Annotated in this window: 12 protein-coding genes, 2 tRNA genes and 3 rRNA genes; 7 read left to right on the plus strand and 10 right to left on the minus strand. The window is 63.4% G+C overall.

Annotated elements, in window-relative coordinates; all coding sequences use genetic code 11:
• Positions 1 to 77 precede the first annotated feature (77 nt).
• From HPY83_07635 to HPY83_07670, 8 genes are all read right to left on the minus strand, one after another.
• Positions 78 to 596 (minus strand): hypothetical protein, encoded by a 519-nt coding sequence (locus HPY83_07635; GenBank protein NPV07820.1) that lies wholly within the window; start codon positions 594 to 596, stop codon positions 78 to 80.
• Positions 581 to 1,489, minus strand: a complete 909-nt coding sequence (locus HPY83_07640) for a hypothetical protein (protein ID NPV07821.1) — start codon at positions 1,487 to 1,489, stop codon at positions 581 to 583. The genes HPY83_07635 and HPY83_07640 overlap by 16 nt, the downstream gene beginning before the upstream one ends.
• 42 nt (positions 1,490 to 1,531) lie before the next feature.
• Complete coding sequence (locus tag HPY83_07645; GenBank protein NPV07822.1) at positions 1,532 to 3,526, minus strand: beta-galactosidase; 1,995 nt, start codon at positions 3,524 to 3,526, stop codon at positions 1,532 to 1,534.
• Positions 3,527 to 3,687: 161 nt separating this feature from the next.
• A 5S ribosomal RNA gene (rrf, locus tag HPY83_07650) occupies positions 3,688 to 3,804 on the minus strand.
• A 69-nt stretch (positions 3,805 to 3,873) separates the two neighbouring features.
• Positions 3,874 to 7,547, minus strand: a 23S ribosomal RNA gene (locus tag HPY83_07655).
• A gap of 280 nt (positions 7,548 to 7,827) precedes the next feature.
• Positions 7,828 to 7,900: transfer RNA gene (locus HPY83_07660), tRNA-Ala, on the minus strand.
• Positions 7,901 to 7,924: 24 nt separating this feature from the next.
• Positions 7,925 to 7,998: transfer RNA gene (locus HPY83_07665), tRNA-Ile, on the minus strand.
• A gap of 111 nt (positions 7,999 to 8,109) precedes the next feature.
• A 16S ribosomal RNA gene (locus HPY83_07670) occupies positions 8,110 to 9,615 on the minus strand.
• Together the 16S, 23S and 5S rRNA genes with 2 tRNA genes alongside form the textbook arrangement of a ribosomal RNA operon.
• Positions 9,616 to 10,512: 897 nt before the next feature.
• On the opposite strand from HPY83_07670, the gene HPY83_07675 reads away from it, so the two are divergent.
• The 4 genes from HPY83_07675 to HPY83_07690 all read left to right on the plus strand — a co-directional run bounded on the left by HPY83_07675 (position 10,513) and on the right by HPY83_07690 (position 13,814).
• The gene (locus HPY83_07675) at positions 10,513 to 10,869 is read left to right on the plus strand and encodes a hypothetical protein (GenBank protein NPV07823.1); all 357 of its coding nucleotides are present in this window, start codon (positions 10,513 to 10,515) and stop codon (positions 10,867 to 10,869) included.
• Positions 10,856 to 11,509, plus strand: a complete 654-nt coding sequence (locus HPY83_07680) for a glutaredoxin (protein ID NPV07824.1) — start codon at positions 10,856 to 10,858, stop codon at positions 11,507 to 11,509. Before HPY83_07675 ends, HPY83_07680 begins: the two co-directional genes overlap by 14 nt.
• Complete coding sequence (locus HPY83_07685; protein NPV07825.1) at positions 11,506 to 12,318, plus strand: carbon-nitrogen hydrolase family protein; 813 nt, start codon at positions 11,506 to 11,508, stop codon at positions 12,316 to 12,318. Before HPY83_07680 ends, HPY83_07685 begins: the two co-directional genes overlap by 4 nt.
• 410 nt (positions 12,319 to 12,728) lie before the next feature.
• Positions 12,729 to 13,814, plus strand: coding sequence for a hydrogenase expression protein (locus HPY83_07690; protein ID NPV07826.1), 1,086 nt, complete (start codon positions 12,729 to 12,731; stop codon positions 13,812 to 13,814).
• Positions 13,815 to 13,874: 60 nt separating this feature from the next.
• On the opposite strand, the gene HPY83_07695 is transcribed toward HPY83_07690, so the two are convergent.
• On the minus strand, positions 13,875 to 14,978 hold the full coding sequence (locus HPY83_07695; protein ID NPV07827.1) for a hypothetical protein: 1,104 nt from the start codon (positions 14,976 to 14,978) through the stop codon (positions 13,875 to 13,877).
• A complete protein-coding gene (locus HPY83_07700) occupies positions 14,975 to 16,174 on the minus strand; it encodes a methyltransferase (protein NPV07828.1) in 1,200 nt (399 codons plus the stop codon). Before HPY83_07700 ends, HPY83_07695 begins: the two co-directional genes overlap by 4 nt.
• Positions 16,175 to 16,440: 266 nt before the next feature.
• Between HPY83_07700 and HPY83_07705 the strand changes: the two genes are divergently transcribed.
• From HPY83_07705 to dnaN, 3 genes are all read left to right on the plus strand, one after another.
• The gene (locus HPY83_07705) at positions 16,441 to 16,824 is read left to right on the plus strand and encodes a hypothetical protein (protein NPV07829.1); all 384 of its coding nucleotides are present in this window, start codon (positions 16,441 to 16,443) and stop codon (positions 16,822 to 16,824) included.
• Between the two features lie 174 nt (positions 16,825 to 16,998).
• Positions 16,999 to 17,625: a histidine phosphatase family protein gene (locus tag HPY83_07710; protein ID NPV07830.1), complete on the plus strand. Its 627-nt coding sequence runs from the start codon at positions 16,999 to 17,001 to the stop codon at positions 17,623 to 17,625.
• 384 nt (positions 17,626 to 18,009) lie between these two features.
• Positions 18,010 to 19,149 carry a DNA polymerase III subunit beta gene (dnaN, locus tag HPY83_07715; GenBank protein NPV07831.1) on the plus strand — a complete coding sequence of 380 codons (1,140 nt, stop codon included), beginning with the start codon at positions 18,010 to 18,012 and terminating at the stop codon, positions 19,147 to 19,149.
• The last annotated feature ends 53 nt before the right edge of the window (positions 19,150 to 19,202 follow it).

Genomic DNA, 19,202 nt, shown 5'->3' on the forward strand with positions numbered 1-19,202 from the left:
CAATCCTTGTCCCATACAGCCCATGACCGATTTCGTGTCTTCTCTGCGCTCCCGGCGATCTCGGCGGTGAAATCCCCCTACCGGAGGACGGCCGGCTTCATGGTCCAGGCCTGCAGACGGGTCAGGTCCAAGAGGTCGGGGGCGCTGAAGCCCTCCGGGAAGATGCTCCATTCCCAGACGCTATCCTCATCCCGAGCTACGTTGTCCTCCAGACACAGCCGAGCGGCCGGGAAAGCCACCAGCTCCTCGGGGCCGGCCCCGGAAGCGAGGGATCGCGCCGTTGCCACCGCCGCAGCAAAGAGAGCCGCTGGACCCAGCCGCCGATCGGCCAGGGACACGCTGGCCGGCAGGTGCCCGTGGGCGCGTGTCGAATCCAGCGCCAAGCGGGCCGCCTCGGCTACCTCAGCCACTCTGGCCCGTCCCCCTTCGCTGCTTCCTCCCCTCTCAACTGGTCCCAGTGGCGACATAACTCTCACCGCGTCCGGCAGCACGCCGAACTCGCTCCACTGGGCCAAGGCCTCCAGCAGCCCGGTCAGCATTTCCGCGGGGGAGAGCGTGCCCACAGAAGAGCGGGCGTAGGTTATCTGCCCACCCATGTACCGGCGAGACCGATCAGTTCACCCATTGGCACGGGCCCTGCCGGCTCTCGCCCTCCGTATAGCCCCAGCAGCTGGCCGGCGTCCACCACCTCCACGTTAGGATGCTCTAGCGCCAGGTCGAGGAAGTCCGCGAACAAGCTCAGCCGGGCTTCTGCTTCCTCTCGGCTCAGGAGAGGAGCCCCCCGCCACTGGGGGCGAGGCGTGTTCCTTCCCCGCCCGAAGTTGACCCCATCCCAGAACTGGCTAGTCGCGAACTCACAGGGATGATAGTAGATGCTAATCAGGCCGCCTGTCGGCGCCAACCGGTCAGCGACTCGGCTGAGGGCGGCGCGAGCGTGCTCGAGGGCCCTTCCCTTGTCCGCCTGCCAGATGTCAGCTCGGATGCAGTTGTCCTGCAAGTTGAAGGCGGTCAGCAGGTTCTGGAACCAGAATGGTTGCCGGTCGAGCCCCACGTTCCGCCCCTCGTCCAGGTACATGGGTATGCCCCAGCGGGAAAGCACGGGAAAGGCCTGGGGAGCCCAGGATCCGCCCGGCTGGCCATAGCAGGAGATGCTGCCAAATCCCCGCCGCAACTCCTCGAAGCCCGGTCGTTCCCGGCAGTCGAACTCCTCCACTCCCGCCCGCCACCCCAGCCCCGTCGCGTACTCAGAGATGGTTGGGTGCTGGCTGTGATTGTCGGTGTGATAGCCAATGTCCTGGCGATGAAGCAGATCCAGGATGTCGGACCGACCTCGGCGGCAGAGCGTCCGGTATTTCTCTCCCACGATCTTCCAGGTACCGGGCGCCCCCCGTTGCACGAACAACCGCAGGAGAGCCTTGAGGGCGTCATCGCTCTCCGGGGTTATGTAGTCCTCGACATCGAACCAGAAACAGGCATAGACTCTGGCCAAGGCTCTCTCCTCGCGTCCTGCACCATCGCCCCGGCAAGCCAGCTAGTCGGCTCTCGTCACCACAGCCACGCCGTAGGCGCCCAGGCTGAGCTCCTCCACCGGGCCGTCCCCGCCCAGGTGGTCGTATCCCCTCCAGGGGAGGCGCACCGATGCTGGCTCCCGACCCCCGTTGAGAATGACGAAGGCATCGCCTCGGCGCACGGCCCGCACCGCTGGCGGAAGGCCCGCCAGTACCGGTTCGACGCCCGCCTGCGCCCCGATCCACCCTAGCAGCCGGCTCTGTAGCCCGTCATCCATCCAGGCGCCCACGTAGTAGACCCTGCCGCGCCCGAACTGATGCGCCGTCACCGCCGCCTGGCCGTCCAGCCAGCCGTTCGAAACTCCGTAGCGGGCCAGCACCTGGGTGCCGATGCCCGGCTCCAGCCACTCGGCCCAGATGGATGCCATGCCCGAGCTCTCCTCGCCGTGCACCCCCAGACGCACCGGAACCGGATCCCTCAGGGCATAGTACTCCTCGACGTGCGCACCGGCGGCCTCCTGTAGCAGAGCCGGCTGTCGCTGCGGCTGCAGTGCATTGTCGGCGTCCTTGAAGCCGCTGCGAGGGCCCAGCACCAGGTGGCCGCCCTCGCGCACGAAGGCGAGCAACTCTGCCGCGATGGCATCGTCAACGATGTGCACCGGCGCAGCAATCACCAGGCGGTATCCATGGCCCAGCAATGGGGCGCGGGTAGAGATGATGTCGGTGGCAATGCTACGGACAGCAAAGGGACGATAGAAGTGCAGCAGGTGCTCTAGCGGATCGAAGTCGCGGTGGTGACGCTGCCCATCTATAGCCCACCGATCCTCGTAGGAGTGCAGCAGTGCCACCTCGGCGTTCACAGTGGTGCCATCCAGCAAGTCCCCCAGCCGATCAACGTCCCTGGCCAACTCCTGCACTTCGCGGTAGAAGGGGCGGGGCTGGCCATCCGGCGCCAGCAGCGTACCGTGGTATTGCTCCTGCCCGCCGAGGGCGGACCGCCACTGCCAGTACAGGACCGCGTCGGCACCATGGGCGATGCCGTTCCAGGCCATGACCCTCGCTTCCCCGCGGTCCAGAACGTTGTTGATGGGCGACCAGTTGACGCAGCCTGGCTGCGTCTCCATCACCCAGAAGTTGCGCCGCTTGAAGCCCCGGGTCAGATCGTGGGCAGCGCCGGCCCGGTCAAGATCCAGATGGCCGGTGCCGATGTAGTGATCCCACGACGCCAAGTCCAGCTCCTCACAGATGGTGTAGTGGTCGAAGCCGGGGAAGAAGCCCATGAAGTTGCTGGTGATCCAGTGTGACGGATCGGCGTGGGCGCGGATGGCCGCGATCTGTGCCCGCTGGTGCTCTAGGTACGCCTCAGTGACGAAGCGGCGGAAGCTGAGCACCAGGCCGGGGTTATGGTTCTCCTCGGCCGGCAGCGGGATCTCGGCCCAGTCTCGGTAACGCTCGCTCCAGTATGAAGTCGTCCAGGCCTGGTTCAGTCGTTCCAGTGAGGGATGGCCGCGCTCGTCGGCGTATTGCCGCTGCAGCCATAGGCGGAATCCCACCGCTGCCTGCCGGCTGAAGCTCACCCGGTTGTACTCATTGTCAATCTGCCAGCCGATGACGCCGGGGGCCCGGCCCAAAGTCCGAGCCATCTCTTCGGCGATGCGGGCACAGAAGGCGCGATAGAGAGGGCTGGTGACGTCGTAGTGGCAGCGCTTGCCGTGCTGGGCCGGCTGCCCTGTCCGATCCACCGCCAACACCTCCGGGTAGGCCCGCGTCAGCCAGGCGGGAGGGGCAGCGGTGGGCGTGCCAATCACCACTGAGAGTCCGTTGCGATGGGCCAGGTCTGTAGCCCGCACTAGCCAGGCCAGATCGAACCGGCCCTCTTCCGGCTCCAGATCCGCCCAGGCGAATTCACCAATGCGTACCACGCTCAAGCCGGCGCGGCGCATGAGGTCCAGGTCTACCTGCCAGCGCTCCTCCGGCCAATGCTCCGGGTACCACGCGACACCAAGGCGGATGGCCATTTCACCCTCACTACAGCCAAGAGTGCGCCCAGACCCGCTGGAAAGCGCTCGGTGCCGGGGCGCGGTCATGGTAATGTGGGATGGGAGGGATGTCAACGATTAGCGGGGCGGAACGAAGAGGGGAGTGAGCAGAGCGAAGCCGCTAGACGCAAACAGAGACCCCTTGGCGATGACCTACTCTCCCACCCAGTTGCCCGGGCAGTACCATCAGCGCTGGAGGGCTTAACTGCCTGGTTCGGAATGGAGCAGGGTGTTTCCCCTCCGCTATGGTCACCAAGGAGTCTCTGATTGACCACGGTTGGAACCCTAAGTACTGAACAGGATGCTTAGCAGCAAGGTGAACGGTTGGAGTTCAAGCCCTCGGCCATTAGTACGGCTTAGCTGAACGCATTGCTGCGCTTACACACGCCGCCTATCAAACTGGTAGTCTACCAGCGGCCTTACCCAGTTACCTGGTGGGGGATCTAATCTTGGAGCGAGTTTCCCACTTAGATGCTTTCAGCGGTTATCTCTGCCAGACGTAGCTACCCAGCGATGCCCCTGGCGGGACAACTGGCACACTAGAGGTCTGTCCGCTCCGGTCCTCTCGTACTAGGAGCAGCTCTCCTCAAATCCCCTACGCCCACAGCGGATAGAGACCGACCTGTCTCACGACGGTCTGAACCCAGCTCGCGTACCACTTTAATGGGCGAACAGCCCAACCCTTGGGACGTACTCCCGCCCCAGGATGTGACGAGCCGACATCGAGGTGCCGAGCGTGGCCGTCGATGTGAACTCTTGGGCCACACTAGCCTGTTATCCCCGGGGTAACTTTTATCCGGTAAGCCACGGCCTTTCCACACAGAGCCGTAGGATCACTAAGCCCGACTTTCGTCTCTGCTCGGCTTGTAGGCCTTGCAGTCAAGCTCCCTTGTGCCTTTACACTCAACGGCTGGTTTCCATTCAGCCTGAGGGAACCTTTGGGCGCCTCCGTTACCCTTTAGGAGGCGACCGCCCCAGTCAAACTGCCCGCCTGACACTGTCTCCACACCGGATAACGGTGCAGGTTAGGGCCAAGACTTGATCAGGGTGGTATTCCACTGGCGGCTCCACCGAGGCTGGCGCCCCGGCTTCATAGCCTCCCACCTATCCTCTACAGACCAAGCCCTAGCTCAATATCAAGCTGCAGTAAAGCTCCACGGGGTCTTTTTGTCCCGCTGCGGGTTTGGCGCATCTTCACGCCTACTTCAATTTCACCGGGTCCCTCGTTGAGACAGCGCCCCAGTCGTTACGCCATTCGTGCGGGTCGGAACTTACCCGACAAGGAATTTCGCTCACCTATCCCCGTCGTTTCCGATCGGAGGTGGACTATCTCTTCGTCCAGTCATACGTATCGCTGCGATTACCTCCGCCGCCGACTCCTTCTCCCCCCCGGTTCATCTCCATTGTGATGGTGACGATCCGTTCCAGCCCTTCCCGGGTCAGGTGCGCCCCCTCCTGCATCAGTCTGACGACCTGCCTGAACTTCAGGAAGTCCACCCGCTTCTTGGTCTTGAGCGGATGCTCTTCGAAGAAGCGGACGACATCAGCCAGTGCACTAAGCTTACGCACTCTCAGCTCGTAACGGTCGTCGTGGTTCCGTCTCACCACCCCGGCGCGGAAGAACCGCTTCAGGGCATAGAGGACCGCGACGTCTCGCTCGTGCTGTACCACCCGGAACTCGGGCAGAACCTGGTAGCCCAGGCTCATCTCCGGATGAGGATTGATGCCCACGTAGAAGCACCCCTCTCCGTCAACGAACCCGACCACCCAATCGGGAGAGAGATCCATCTCGTTACGTCTCCAGCTGGACGCCCGGCGTATAGTCTCTGAGGATCCCGCCCAGAGGCGGTTTCCTGCGGATTGCCCAATCCCTGACCGTTGTTACTGAGATACGAAGCTCGTTCTCGAGTAGGCAGGGCTCTAAGGGGTTTCCCGCATACAGCCGGGTATTGCCCTCGATGTTACCATCGAGGCAGGCAGCAACTCTACCTTAGGACCGTTATAGTTACGGCCGCCGTTCACCGGGGCTTCGGTTCAAAGCTTCGCCTTGCGGCTAACCTCTCCCCTTAACCTTCCGGCACTGGGCAGGCGTCAGCCCCTATACTTCAGCTTTCGCTTTAGCAGAGACCTGTGGTTTTGTTAAACAGTCGCCAGGGCCGTTTCTCTGCGACCCCGCCAGGCTCCACACGCTAGGTGCTTCACCTTACGGGGCACTCCTTCTCCCGAAGTTACGGAGTCAAGTTGCCTAGTTCCTTAACGAGGGTTCTCCCGATCGCCTTGGTATACTCTACCCGCCTACCAGTGTCGGTTTGCGGTACGGGCGCGTGGGCCTCGCTAGAGGTTTTTCTCGGCGGCAGGGCTCAACCACTTCTGGCCTTACGGCCCGCCATCACTCCTCGGGATCGGGTGGCGGATTTGCCTACCACCGTCATCTCCCTACGAGCTTGGCACCTCAATCCAATAAGAGGCTGGTCTACCCCACCGCGTCACCCCATCGCTCAAACGACCCGACGCGGTACAGGAATATTAACCTGTTGTCCATCGCCTACGACTCTCGTCCTCAGCTTAGGCCCGACTAACCCGACGCGGATTAACCTTCCGTCGGAAACCTTAGGCTTACGGCGAACACGGTTCTCACGTGTTTCACGCTACTCATGCCGGCATTCTCACTTCCGCCCGCTCCAGCAGTCCTCACGGTCTGCCTTCCACGCTGGCGGAACGCTCCCCTACTGCCCACCTTACGGCAGGCCCACGGCTTCGGCGCCAGGCTTGAGCCCCGCTACATTTTCGGCGCAGGATCACTTGACCAGTGAGCTATTACGCTTTCTTTAAAGGATGGCTGCTTCTAAGCCAACCTCCTGGCTGTCTAAGTAACCCCACATCCTTTACCACTTAGCCTGGACTTGGGGGCCTTAGCCGGTGGTCTGGGCTGTTTCCCTCTCGACCACGAAACTCATCTCACGCAGTCCAACTCCCGAGCTCTGGAGTGACGGCATTCGGAGTTTGGTTTGGTTCGGTAAGCTTGCGCCCCCTGGCCAATCCAGTGCTCTACCTCCGTCACTGAACGCTCGAGGCTAGCCCTAAAGCTATTTCGGGGAGAACCAGCTATCTCCAGGTTCGTTTGGCATTTCACCTCTACCCACAGCTCATCCCCTGACTTTGCAACGTTAGTGGGTTCGGGCCTCCACGAGACATTACTCCCGCTTCACCCTGGCCATGGGTAGCTCACCTGGTTTCGGGTCTACTCCTTGCGACTGAACGCCCTATTCAGACTCGCTTTCGCTTCGGCTCCGGCTGTAACTGCCTTAACCTTGCCACAAAGAGTAACTCGCCGGCTCATTCTCCAAAAGGCACGCCGTCAGGCCTTCCCCCGAAGGGGCATAGCCCTCCGACCGCTTGTAGGCACATGGTTTCAGGTTCTATTTCACTCCCCGCACTGGGGTTCTTTTCACCTTTCCCTCACGGTACTTGTCCACTATCGGTCACCAAGAGTATTTAGCCTTGGGAGGTGGGCCTCCCTGCTTCCCGCCGGATTAGCGTGCCCGGCGGTACTCAGGGTCAGCGACGGGAGACCGGCTCGGTGCTCTACGGGGCTGTCACCCTCTGCGGCAGGCCTTTCCAGTACCTTTCGCATCCCAGCCAGTTTTGTAACTCCCTTGGGCCCCTGCAGAGGCCCAGTCGCGCCCTACAACGCCGACACCGCAACGGCTGCAGCCTTACACGGCATCGGTTTGGGCTACTCCCCTTTCGCTCGCCACTACTCAGGGAATGATCTCTTTTCCTCAGGGTACTAAGATGTTTCAGTTCCCCTGGTTCCCCCCTCCCGGCCTATGTGTTCAGCCGGGAGGTACCCGGGCATTCCCCCGGGTGGGTTTCCCCATTCGGATATCTTCGGATCAAAGCCTGCACACGGCTCCCCGAAGCTTATCGCAGTGTGCCACGTCCTTCTTCGGCTCTTGGCGCCAAGGCATCCACCATGTGCCCTTAGTAGCTTGAACACACGTTCACCTCAGATGCGCCTTGCATCCTGTTCAGTTGTTAAGGTTCCAACCCGGCCTCTCGGCCGCCAGCTCGACTGCTGGCCCCTGCGCCCCTGCCCAGGGGCCAATCGTCGAACCGACACTAAAGGCGGCCCGCCTCTGCGGAGCCGCCTGGGACTCGCATACCTGGGCCTTTGCCTATTGTGTTCTTAGCTGCTGTCCGTCCTCGTCAAATCCCTCACCTGACCTCAGGTGGCCAGTCTACCTCACACCGCATATCCTGTCAAGTTCGGCCATCAGTGGAGATGAGCGGGCTCGAACCGCTGCCCTCCTCCGTGCAAAGGAGGCGCTCTCCCAACTGAGCTACATCCCCAAGCTGGCCTCCGCTCCCCTGAGGTGGGCCTTTCTGGACTCGAACCAGAGACCTCTCCCTTATCAGAGGAGTGCTCTAGCCAACTGAGCTAAAGGCCCGCACCTTAGCAACCGAAGAGTGGTAGGAACCTGTCGGGCAGACACCCAGTTGTTTGGCTGGGCGACCGACCTAGGAGTGGACCTCGGCCCGTGGGCCATGGTCATGCTCCCTAGAAAGGAGGTGATCCAGCCGCACCTTCCGGTACGGCTACCTTGTTATGACTTACTCCCAGTCACCAGTCCCGCCTTCGGCGGCTGCCCCCTCGCGGTTGGCTCACCGACTTCAGGCGTTACCGGCTCCCATGAGCTGACAGGCGGTGTGTACAAGGCCCGGGAACGTATTCACCGCAGTAAGGCTGACCTGCGGTTACTAGCAACTCCGCCTTCATGCAGTCGGGTTGCAGACTGCAATCTGAACTGAGACCGGCTTTTTAGGATTGGCTCCGCCTCGCGGCTTGGCTACCCATTGTACCGGCCATTGTAGCGTGTGTGTAGCCCAGGACATAAAGGCCATGCTGACTTGACGTCGTCCCCACCTTCCTCCGGTTTGGTACCGGCAGTCCCACTAGAGAAGTACAACTAGTGGCAAGGGTTGCGCTCGTTGCGGGACTTAACCCAACACCTCACGGCACGAGCTGACGACAGCCATGCAGCACCTGTGTACGCTCCCCCGAAGGGGTCGTTCAGCTTTCGCATCCCTACCACGTACATGTCAAGCCCTGGTAAGGTTCTTCGCGTTGCATCGAATTAAACCACACGCTCCGCTGCTTGTGCGGGCCCCCGTCAATTCCTTTGAGTTTTAGCCTTGCGGCCGTAGTCCTCAGGCGGGATGCTTAACGCGTTAGCTACGGCGCTGATGGGGTCGATACCACCAACACCCAGCATCCATCGTTTACAGCGTGGACTACCGGGGTATCTAATCCCGATCGCTCCCCACGCTTTCGCGCCTCAGCGTCAGGTGCAGACCAGGGAGCCGCCTTCGCCACTGGTGTTCCTCCCGATATCTACGCATTTCACCGCTACACCGGGAATTCCGCTCCCCTCTTCTGACCTCGAGCCACGAAGTATCGCACGACCTCTCCCAGTTGAGCCGGGAGCTTTCACGCACGACTTTCGCGGCCGCCTGCGCGCCCTTTACGCCCAGTGAATCCGGATAACGCTTGCCTCCTACGTATTACCGCGGCTGCTGGCACGTAGTTAGCCGAGGCTTATTCCCGAGGTACCGTCCCTTCTCTTCCCTCGGAAAAGGGCTTTACAACCCGAAGGCCTTCATCGCCCACGCGGCGTCGCTGCGTCTGGCTTTCGCCCATTGCGCAAGATTCCTTCCTGCTGCCTCCCGTAGGAGTCTGGCCCGTGTCTCAGTGCCAGTGTGGGGGGCCACGCTCTCACGCCCCCTACGGATCATCGCCTTGGTAGGCCATTACCCTACCAACTAGCTAATCCGCCGCAGGCCCCTCCCCGAGCGGCCGAAGCCTTTCCTCCGACAACCGAATGCCGGAGCTCATGCGGGATTAGCTACCCTTTCGAGTAGTTATCCCCCACTCAGGGGTAGGTCACCAACGTGTTACTCACCCGTTCGCCACTAACCTGCTATCCGAAGAAGGCAGGTCCGTTCGACTTGCATGGATCAGGCGCGCCGCTAGCGTTCATCCTGAGCCAGGATCAAACTCTCCATAAGAAGAGTTTCCTTAGCTTTTGTGGAACTCAAATTGGAGCCCAACTTAGTTCCTACCACTCTTCAGTTGTTAAGGTGCCCACTCGCACGCGTCCCTATGCTAACCCATCGGGCTGCTGTCACTACGGTGAGGAACTGCGAGCCGAGGGAGACCTTCCCTCTCAGCACCCTGATATCCTATCAGATCGCTTCACCCCTGTCAAATCTGACTCTCGGGGCTTCGCGCCTGACTACCGGGTCACTCTACCTCAAGAGGGAGACCCACTACCCCGGGTTCCCCGCGCCGCTAGAGCGCCGCGCTCATCGGATACCCCAGGCTTCGTCCCGGCAGGCAACTCCCTGGCCGAGAGGGGCTTCGCAGTGCCGTACTCCACGACCCCGCGCCCCAATCGCGGCTCCCCCGTCAGGGCTGACAACCCGCCTCACAAGAGTATAGGATACCACATACCTAGGGGCTGGTCAAATCCCGGAGAGCGAGGTCTCCGCCTAACGTGAAGCCAACTCCCGTGACTCTCCAACAGCCTCACCGTGGTGAGGAGCAGACACTTGGTTGTCAAGGTACGCGCTAGCAATACGCACTGAAGATACACCGGGAGCGCCACCGTGTCAAGTCCGCCACAAGGTGAGTTTGCCAGCCAGGAGGGCTTCACCTTCTGCCTGCGCCAAAACGTTGACTCGCACTCAGTCGCTCGAAGACGTCCTCGGCCGTGCCAACGGAGTGTCCCCTCGCTCTCTCACTTCCGGCCTGACGACACGGACCCAGCTGCCGGCGCCGCCCTCTTCCCCTCTTAACTGCCCCTCATGCTGGCGCAGGACGTTGTGCGTCTCATCGCAACTGAGCTAAGATGTCCACGGTCGGCGCCAGACGCGCCGCTACATCAGCCGGTGGGAGCTGTCTAGTGACCGAGGCAACCATCAGAGCCGGAGCCTGCGGTTTCGCCACGCGCGTTCGCGCACAGCTGGAACCCGACGGCGAGGTCGTCCTCTCCGTCACGAGCGACTGCCCCTCCGTCCGTCGCCTGGCCCAGTCGCTGATCCGCCTCGACCCTCTCCGGGAAATCTCCTACCGGGGTCAGATCCCGGCTGTCCTCGACGCCGCTCGTAGCCTGCTCCCGCACCCGGCTTGCGTGGTCCCTTCCGGAATCCTCAAGGCGGTCGAGGTCGCTGCCGGGCTGGCCTTGCCCACTGACGCCGGCATCACCTTCGACGGGGCCGACGGAGCTATCCCTCAGGAGGCAGGCAATGGTCCTGGATGATAGACAGCTGCAGCTGGTCAGTCAGCGGCTAAGAGGCCTGGAGCGTCCCGTGCGCCTGGTTATGTTCACCCAGGAAGTGGAGTGCGAGTACTGCCTGGACACGCGGCGCCTGGTGACGCAGGTGGCTGGAACATCCGCGGCGGTGGAGGCGGAAGTCCACGATTTCATCGAGGAACGCGATCTGGCCCAGTCCTACGGTATCGACAAGATCCCTGCCATCGCCGTCATCGGCCAGAAGGACTACGGCATTCGGTTCTACGGCATTCCCGCAGGCTACGAGTTCGGCGCTCTACTCGATGCCATCGTCGACGTCTCTCGCGGCGACTCCGGCCTGCTGGATTCCACCCGCGTCGCCCTGGCACGGCTGGATCAGGACGTGCACCTGCAGGTCTTCACCACTCCCACCTGACCCTACTGCCCCCAGGCCGTGCGCCTGGCCCACAGGCTGGCCCTGGAGAGCGATAGGGTACGGGCCGACTGCATCGAGGCTATGGAATTCCCCCACCTGGTGATGCGCTACGAGGTGCGAGGCGTCCCTCGAACGGTCATCAATGACTCCGCCTACGCCGACGGCGCCTTGCCGGAGCAGGCCTTCGTCCGAGCGCTAGAGGACGCCCTGCGCCGGAGCGAAAGCGCGTGACCCAATCCCCTAGTACCGTTACCCTCGCCGGTCTGGTCCTCCCCAATGTGAAGTGGGACGTGCAGGGCAACGTCGGCCGCCTGGAGCGGCTGGCCCGGGAAGCAGCCCATCGTGGCGCCGACCTCATCGTCGCCCCGGAGGCCTGCCTGGACGGTTACTGCCTCACCGACCTCCGCGGATCAGTGCCGGGCGAGGAGCAGCTCGACCGCTACCGCACTGTGGCCCAAACCTGGCCCGACGCCCCGCCCCTGAGGCACCTGGCCGGCCTGGCCGTCGAGTTGGGCGTGTACCTCCTGTTCGGCGGCATCGAGCAGCTCTCGGGATGCCTCTACAACACCGCCTTCATCATGGGCCCTGACGGCCCGGTGGGTCGGTACCACAAGACGCATATCGGCTGGGAGCGGATAGCTCACACCCCAGGGGAAAGCCTGCCTGTGTTCAAGGCCCCCTGGGGAGTCTACGGGGTTCTCATCTGCTTCGATCGCCAGTTTCCCGAGGCCGCTCGCACCCTGGCGCTCCAGGGGGCGCAGCTGATCCTGGTTCCCTCCAACGGCATGTATCGCGGCATCAACGACCCGATGATGTGTGTGCGGGCATACGAGAACGCTGCCTACCTGGCCTTCGTTCATCCCCTTGACTGCCTCATCATCTCCCCCCGTGGCCGTGTCCTGGCGGCGAACGAGGACTCGGGCTGCGAGGAGATAGTCATACACAGGCTGGATCTCAGCCGGTCTACGGACCTTCGCCAGCGGCCCGAGTCTCTCATGTCGGAGCGACGACCTCACCTGTACCGCTCCTCGGCCACCTGAGGCTCGGCCCCTACCAGCGGAGACCTTTCCGACCCCTGCGCGGCCTGAGCCGGAGCCCTCTGCTTGAGCCGGTCAGGGTACAACCGACAGCCCGCTTCTCCCGAGCCGGGTAGGGCTTTCTCAAAGTCGAGCCAACGTTGGGCGAGCTGCCATCTGGCGCGGGCCAGCAACCACCACCGGCCAGCGAGCAGGCAGGGAACAGAGGCGATGTAAGCGTCCGATAGCGCCCAGCCTGGCTCCGGTAGTCACCTCTGGTGGCCTGCCCCAGCACCTCGGCAACGCCCTAGCCTTGGGGCGAAGCTTGTGTTCCCCCGCAGTGCTCTCCGACAGCCATCTCTGGTGGCCTGCCATAGAACTTTGAGAAAGCCCTACGAGCCGGGTCGAGGTGTCTGGTCTAGCGCCGGAGGCAGATGATAGAATCGCTTCCGTCGAGCGTGCACTGCTGCTGCCCAGAAGGGAGAGGCCCATTGCCCAGCCGCCCAGAACTACTGCCCGCCGGCAAGCTGCCCAATCACCTACTGGCCACCTTGCTGGACCGCTATGCCACCCCTGCCGAGCGAATCGTCCTCGGGCCCGGGGTCGGGCGAGACGCTGCCGTGATAGACATGGGCGACCGCTACCTGGTGGCCAAGACCGACCCCATCACCTTCGCCACTGACGAGATCGGCTGGTACCTCGTCAACGTCAACGCCAACGACATCGCCACTACTGGAGGGACTCCCCGCTGGCTGCTGGTCACGGCTCTGTTCCCCGTCGGCGCCACCGACCTGGCCGTCGTGGAGCGGGTGTTCGCCCAGCTCAGCCATGCCTGCCGTCACCTGGGGATAGCCCTGTGCGGCGGCCACACCGAGATCACCTCCGGCCTCGACCACGTGGTCCTCGTCGGGCAGATGCTAGGAGAGGTGGCCCCGGAAGACCTGGTGACTCCGGAAGGCCTGCGCCCGGGGGACGCCATCGTGCTCACCAAAGGGATCGCCATCGAGGGCACGGCCATTCTTGCCCGCGAGATGGGCTCCGAGCTAGAGGGCCTGATTCCGCCTGCCGTATTGGAGCGAGCCGCTGGCTACCTCCACGACCCGGGCATCAGCGTGGTCGCCGATGCCCGGGCGGCCACGGGGGCGGCTCGCCTGCACGCCATGCACGACCCCACCGAAGGTGGGCTGGCCACGGCGCTGTCCGAGCTGGCCACCGCAGCCGGCGTGGGTCTGCGCATCCGAGCCGACCGGGTCCGCGTCTTCCCGGAGACGGAGCTCCTCTGCCGGCACTTCGGCATCAGCCCCTGGGGCACCATCGCCTCCGGTGCCCTGCTCATCGGCTGCGCTGCCTCTGACGCTCCCGCTGTGATCCAGGCGGTCCGAGCGGAGCGAATTTGGGCCGATGTCATCGGGGAGGCGGTCGCGGGGAGTAGCGTCGTGGTGACCGACGGCGAAGGCAACGAGGAGCCCCTGCCTACCTTCGCTCGGGACGAGGTGGCGCGGCTTCTCGAGGAGGCGTAGCAGCCCAGGCTACGCACCAGACCGCAGAGGGGACTCGTGCTCGGAGCCCCCTCTCATCCTCTACTGGAGCTCCCTCACCATCTGCCCCACCATCTTGACCCGCTCGATGTCCCCATCCGGCGGGATCTCGTCGGAGATGCCCAGCACCAGCCGGGGGTGGAACAACTCCACCACTCGTTCCACGCACTGGACCAGTAGCTCCACAGGATACGAGGGCAAGAAGTAGATGGCGGGAATGCCATCCAAGAGCACTAAGTCCCCCAGCGCCTGCTTGATCTCCTCCAGAGTGACGTCACCCTGGGGCTCCGGCGTGGCCGCCTCGATCCCGTCCCAGGCGCAATCCTGCATGTGAGGGAGAAGCGGTCTCATGGCCCCGTCCACGTGAATATGGGTGTACTTGCCCGCCCGGCGGAGTTGCTCCGTCCGCAGCCGATACCAGGGCAGCAGGTGCTCCTTCCAGATGGGAGGCGGGTCCAGGTGAGCGTCAATGTTCTCGCCCAGGTTGAATATGGGCACGGGACAGCTGCATATCACTTCATACATGGCGTCATCGGCCCTGCCGGCGACCTCCACGTACCGGTCTATGCGCTCCCGGTGGTCCTGCAGGGCATAGATGGTCGCCTCGAAGCCCATGTGCTCAATGAAGAGGCCTTGCACGGGCGTGCGCCGGGGGTAGAACTGGGGCGCGCCCCTCTCCCCTACCCGGGCCAGGTCCTCCTGGTACTCCTCTTCGTCCCAGTACCACTCCTCATCCTGTAGTACGTACTCCAGGATGCGCAGATCCTCCACCGTCTTCACTCTGTATTCCGAACGGGCCCCGCTGAGCCTCAAAGCGTCGAAGCTCCGCACCTCGCGCAGTGTCCCGATGGGAGTCTCTAGATAGTGCGCCTGGTGCGTCTCATCCAGCCATTCGGTTCGCTGACTCACGCTGTGGTAGCGCACCTTAAGCGGCTTGGTAAAGTAGCGCACCGAAGCCTGGCAATCGTCGTAGACGTCCAGCAAGCTTGCTCCGCGGTACTGAGGTGGAAGCGTCCCCCGCGCCTCATTCACCCGGTACCAGAACTCCAGGCGTGGCTGCCAGAGCACGCCGCCCGGGTCATCGCCCCGAAACACTGCCAGGTTCATGTCCCTGAAGCTTGGCTTGCCCTCGCCGGATCCGATCATCGGGCCCCCTCGTAGCGCCAGTTGTCGCGCACCGCCTGGTACATCGCCTCGATGTTCTCCGGCGGTGTGCCCGCCTGGATGTTGTGGATCTGGCAGAAGACGAAACCACCGCCCGGCTTGAGGATCTCCAGGCGCTCCTTCACATGCTCGTACACCTGCTCTGGCGTGCCGAAGGGGAGCACTGACTGAGTGTCGCAGCCTCCGCCCCAGAATGTGATTCGATCGCCGAACTCCGCCTTCAGCTCCGCCGCGTCCATCCCCCGGGCTGAGGTCTGCACCGGGTTGAGCACGTCGCACCCGGCATCAATGATCCCATCAATCAGATCCCGGATGGAGCCACAGGAATGGAGGAACACCTTGCAGTCGGACAGCCTGTGGATTTCGCTCCAGAAAGCCTTCTGTCGCGGCTGGATAAGCTCGTAGTACCACTCAGGTCGGATCTGAGGCCCAGCCTGCGTACCCAAGTCGCCACCGACCTGAATGAGATCTATGTAGGACCCCACTGAGTCCAAGTAGCGACGAACGTTGTGCAGGTTGCGCTCCAGTATGCGATCCAGAATGGCCACCGCCAGGGGTCTGTCTACAGCCAGGTCCACCAAGAACTGATCCCAGCCCCTCAGCCCCTGGCCACCCTCAAGAAACGCCCCGCCAAACGCACCCATGATGGCGTACTCGGTCTCCGACCGTAGCCGCCGGGCCTCCGCCTCCAGTAGGCGCAAGTCTTCGTCCGGCATCTCAGCAAGCTCGTAGCCCTCGACGTCAGCTACGGACTGGGCCTCGGCTAGCGGGTGGTAGATGGTGTCGAAGTAGTAGCTGGCCGCTGGCTTGTGGGACACGCGACGCCCCCCGGAGACCTGATACCAGCCTCCCTCACCATCGGGCTCTAGGATGAAGTCGGCTACCAGCTGCGCCTGGGTGCCATCGGGCAACACCCACGGTTGCCACCCCTTCAGCGTACCTAGATCCAGAGGGACCACGTCAGCCCCATATCGCTCCAGAACAGGCTTCTCCACCAGGGCCAACTGCTGCCCCGGGTCATAGACATAGATGCCCCCCTCCGATATTCCTAGGTGTCTCTTCAGCGACGCATACGCCATGGCCATGATGCCCGTGGATCGCATACCCCCCAGGTCCACGGGCACACGATCGGCCTCGCGATGGTCAATTGCCGCCAGCACCCTCTCCCGCGAAGTCACCCGCGCCCTCCTCGAACCGACCAGCGCCGGCTCACCCAGTTGCATCCCGCCTTGAGATCGGAACCTTGATACGTTATGCCCGGTGTCCCTGTCAACGCGGCGGGGGACTGTCGAGTAGACCGCCGCCTTTCTAACCTCTTTCTAATATTTCGGTCACCGCGCTCTAATCTTTGGCTCCTATACTCGGGCCGTCGGCCGGCTGAGGCAATGGCTGACCGACACGGGCTAGACGGACAGTTCAGTGGAAGGGTGCAGGAAGATATGCCATGGAAGGGTACCGTATCTCCAGGGCTGCGAGCGCCGACTTCGCCCGGCGCTCTGCGCCCGATTACTCACAGGCCATGGTGGTCGCGCTGGGGTTCTACCTCTTCGGCCATCTGGCCGATCTACTGACGACCATAGGCTTCCTGCACGGAGGGATGCCTGAGTGTAACCCATTTCCTGCGCTGATCCTCGAAGCCGGCGGCATGCCGGGACTGATCGCCCTCAAGGTATTGGGGGCGCTGGCCACAGCCTGGGTGTTCTGGCGGTTGCGCGCTCGCCTCTTCACCGTGTTCTTCACCTCGGCTCTGGCGGTCCTCCTGATTTTCGTGGCTTCGGTCAACTCGCTGGACGTTATCGAGGCCCTGGCTATGGGGGCGATTCCCTAGACCATTCGCTTCGCCGCAGCCGTTCCATGCGTGAACCCAGGAGCGCTGCAATCCCCCAGAGCCGATGCTTACGCTTGGATAACGAGACTCCAGGGCGCGGAAGCCAGGCACCCTTGAGTTAGGCCGGGATCGGTACCAGCCGTTGGGGAGTTTCGTCAGTCACACGGGGGTGCAATGGCTACTACCATCCTCCTTGTTCGCCACGGTCAGACCGCCTGGAACACCGGCGAACGGTTTCGCGGCCGCGCCGATATCCCGCTTAACCCCACCGGCCGGGCGCAGGCCGAGGCACTGGCCCGCCGTCTGGCGAGCGAGCCGCCCGCAGCCGCCCTCTTCTCCAGCCCTCTGCAGCGGGCAGTAGACACGGGCAGGCCTGTCGCATCTGCGCTCGGGTTGGAGCTGCACACGTCCGAGGCTCTCGTTGACATTGACTACGGGCGCTTCTCCGGCCTCTCTCTCCCAGAGGCGCGGGAGCTGTACCCCGAGGTCTACCAGGCCTGGACCGATGCCCCCCACACTGTCAGGTTACCCGGAGGAGAGTCCCTGGCCCAGGTGCGCGCGCGTGCCGGGGAGTACGCCTGGTCGTTGGCCGATCGTTACGAAGGGGAGCGGATCATCCTGGTGACTCACCTGGCTGTCTGTCGGGCCCTCTTCTGCTACCTGCTGGGGCTGCCAGAGTCCTCCTTCTGGTGCTTCCACCTGGATACGGCCTCGATCAGCGAGTTTCGCCTCAGACGCGGGCAGGCAACCATGATCCGGGCGAACGACACGGCGCACCTGGCCGGGGGGCTCACGGGGTAACCACGCTGACAGGCAACGCCGACGGCGCCTGGGGTACAGCCGCCTGCCCGCTTGGCGGGCGAAGACGGCCTCCCCCTTGAGCGTCGGCCTGGCAGCAGTGACCGCGCTCCGTCGTGCGCCGCAGGAAGAGGTCGCTGGCGGAGCTCACCCGAGGCGATCTCGCGGTTGTCAAACGCCACTCTGGCTGCTAGTATGCAGCCCATTTAAGGCCTAGCGCCTGATGGACCCATACGGACCGTCAGGCGCGCTCTGTCCGAGCGGGGCTAGCGGGCCGGCAGCCAGTGAGTGGTGTCGGGCGCGAGCTGTAGCGCGTCGCCGGCCACCGCCCACCGTCCCGCTAGCCACAGCCCAATAACCCCACGCGAGCTGTCGCGGAGGATCACTATGAGAGTATCGTGCCTGCAAGAGAACCTGGCCCGTGGCCTTGGCATCGCCGGTCGAGCCGTGAGCTCACGCATGTCGCTGCCGATCCTCAGCAACGTGCTGGTGGCCACCGACGAGGGTCGCCTGCGCCTCAGCGCCACCAACCTCGAGATCGCCATCACCTGCTCCGTGGGCGCCAAGGTGGAAGCAGAGGGCGCCATCGCCGTCCCTGCGCGCACCTTCGCCGACTTCGTGGCCACCCTGCCCCCACTACCGCTTCTGCTAGAGGCCGACCCGGCCACCCAGACGTTGCACATCCAGTGCGGCCGCACCAAGGCCAACCTCAAAGGCAGCCCGGCAGAGGACTTCCCCGCCCGCGTCCAGGCCGGACCAGACGGGGTTATCGAGCTGGACTCGGACCTGCTGCGCAGCATGATCTCCCAGGTCACCTTCGCCGCCGCTCCCGACATGGAGCGGCCCATCCTGGCCGGCGTGCTGGCCGAGTTCGCGGGGCCCGTGCTTACTCTGGTGGCAGCCGACAGCTTCCGCCTCTCTCTCCGTCGGGCCGCCCTCAAGCATGAGGTACCAGAGTCCACACAGACCATCATCCCCGCTCGGGCGCTCAACGAAGTGGCCAGGATCGCGAGCGACACCGAGGGGCCAATCCGGATGCACCTTCTCAAGGAGAGATCGCAGGTGCTTTTCCGTATCGGCGACGTGGAACTGGTCTCCCAGTTGGTCGAGGGCTTGTTCCCCGACTACAAGCAGATCATCCCCAAGACCTATCTCACCCGCACCGTGGTGGACACCAAGGAACTGCAGGCAGCGGTCCGCCGCACCTCAATCATCGCCCGCGGTGCCAACAACATAATCCGGCTGCAGATCCACGCTGAGGAAGGCGACGAGCCCTCTCACCTCACCGTCTCCGCCGTAGCGGCCGAGCTGGGAGACAACGTGGTGGACCTCGACGCGCTGGTAGAGGGAGAGTCCACGCGGGTGGCCTTCAACGCCCGGTACCTCCTCGACCTGCTGGACGTAGTGACCACGGAGAACGTGGTGCTGGAGACCAGCAGCCCCTCTAGCCCGGGTGTCTTCCGTCCGGTGGGACCGGAGGCAGAGGACTTCACCCACATAGTCATGCCCATGTACGTGGCTGACTGAGCACTGAATGGTAGCGACTGGCTCATGGACAGCGAACCGCTGCCTCCTTCTGT

This window comes from Anaerolineae bacterium, assembly GCA_013178015.1.
Classification (GTDB): Bacteria; Chloroflexota; Anaerolineae; order DRVO01; family DRVO01; genus Ch71.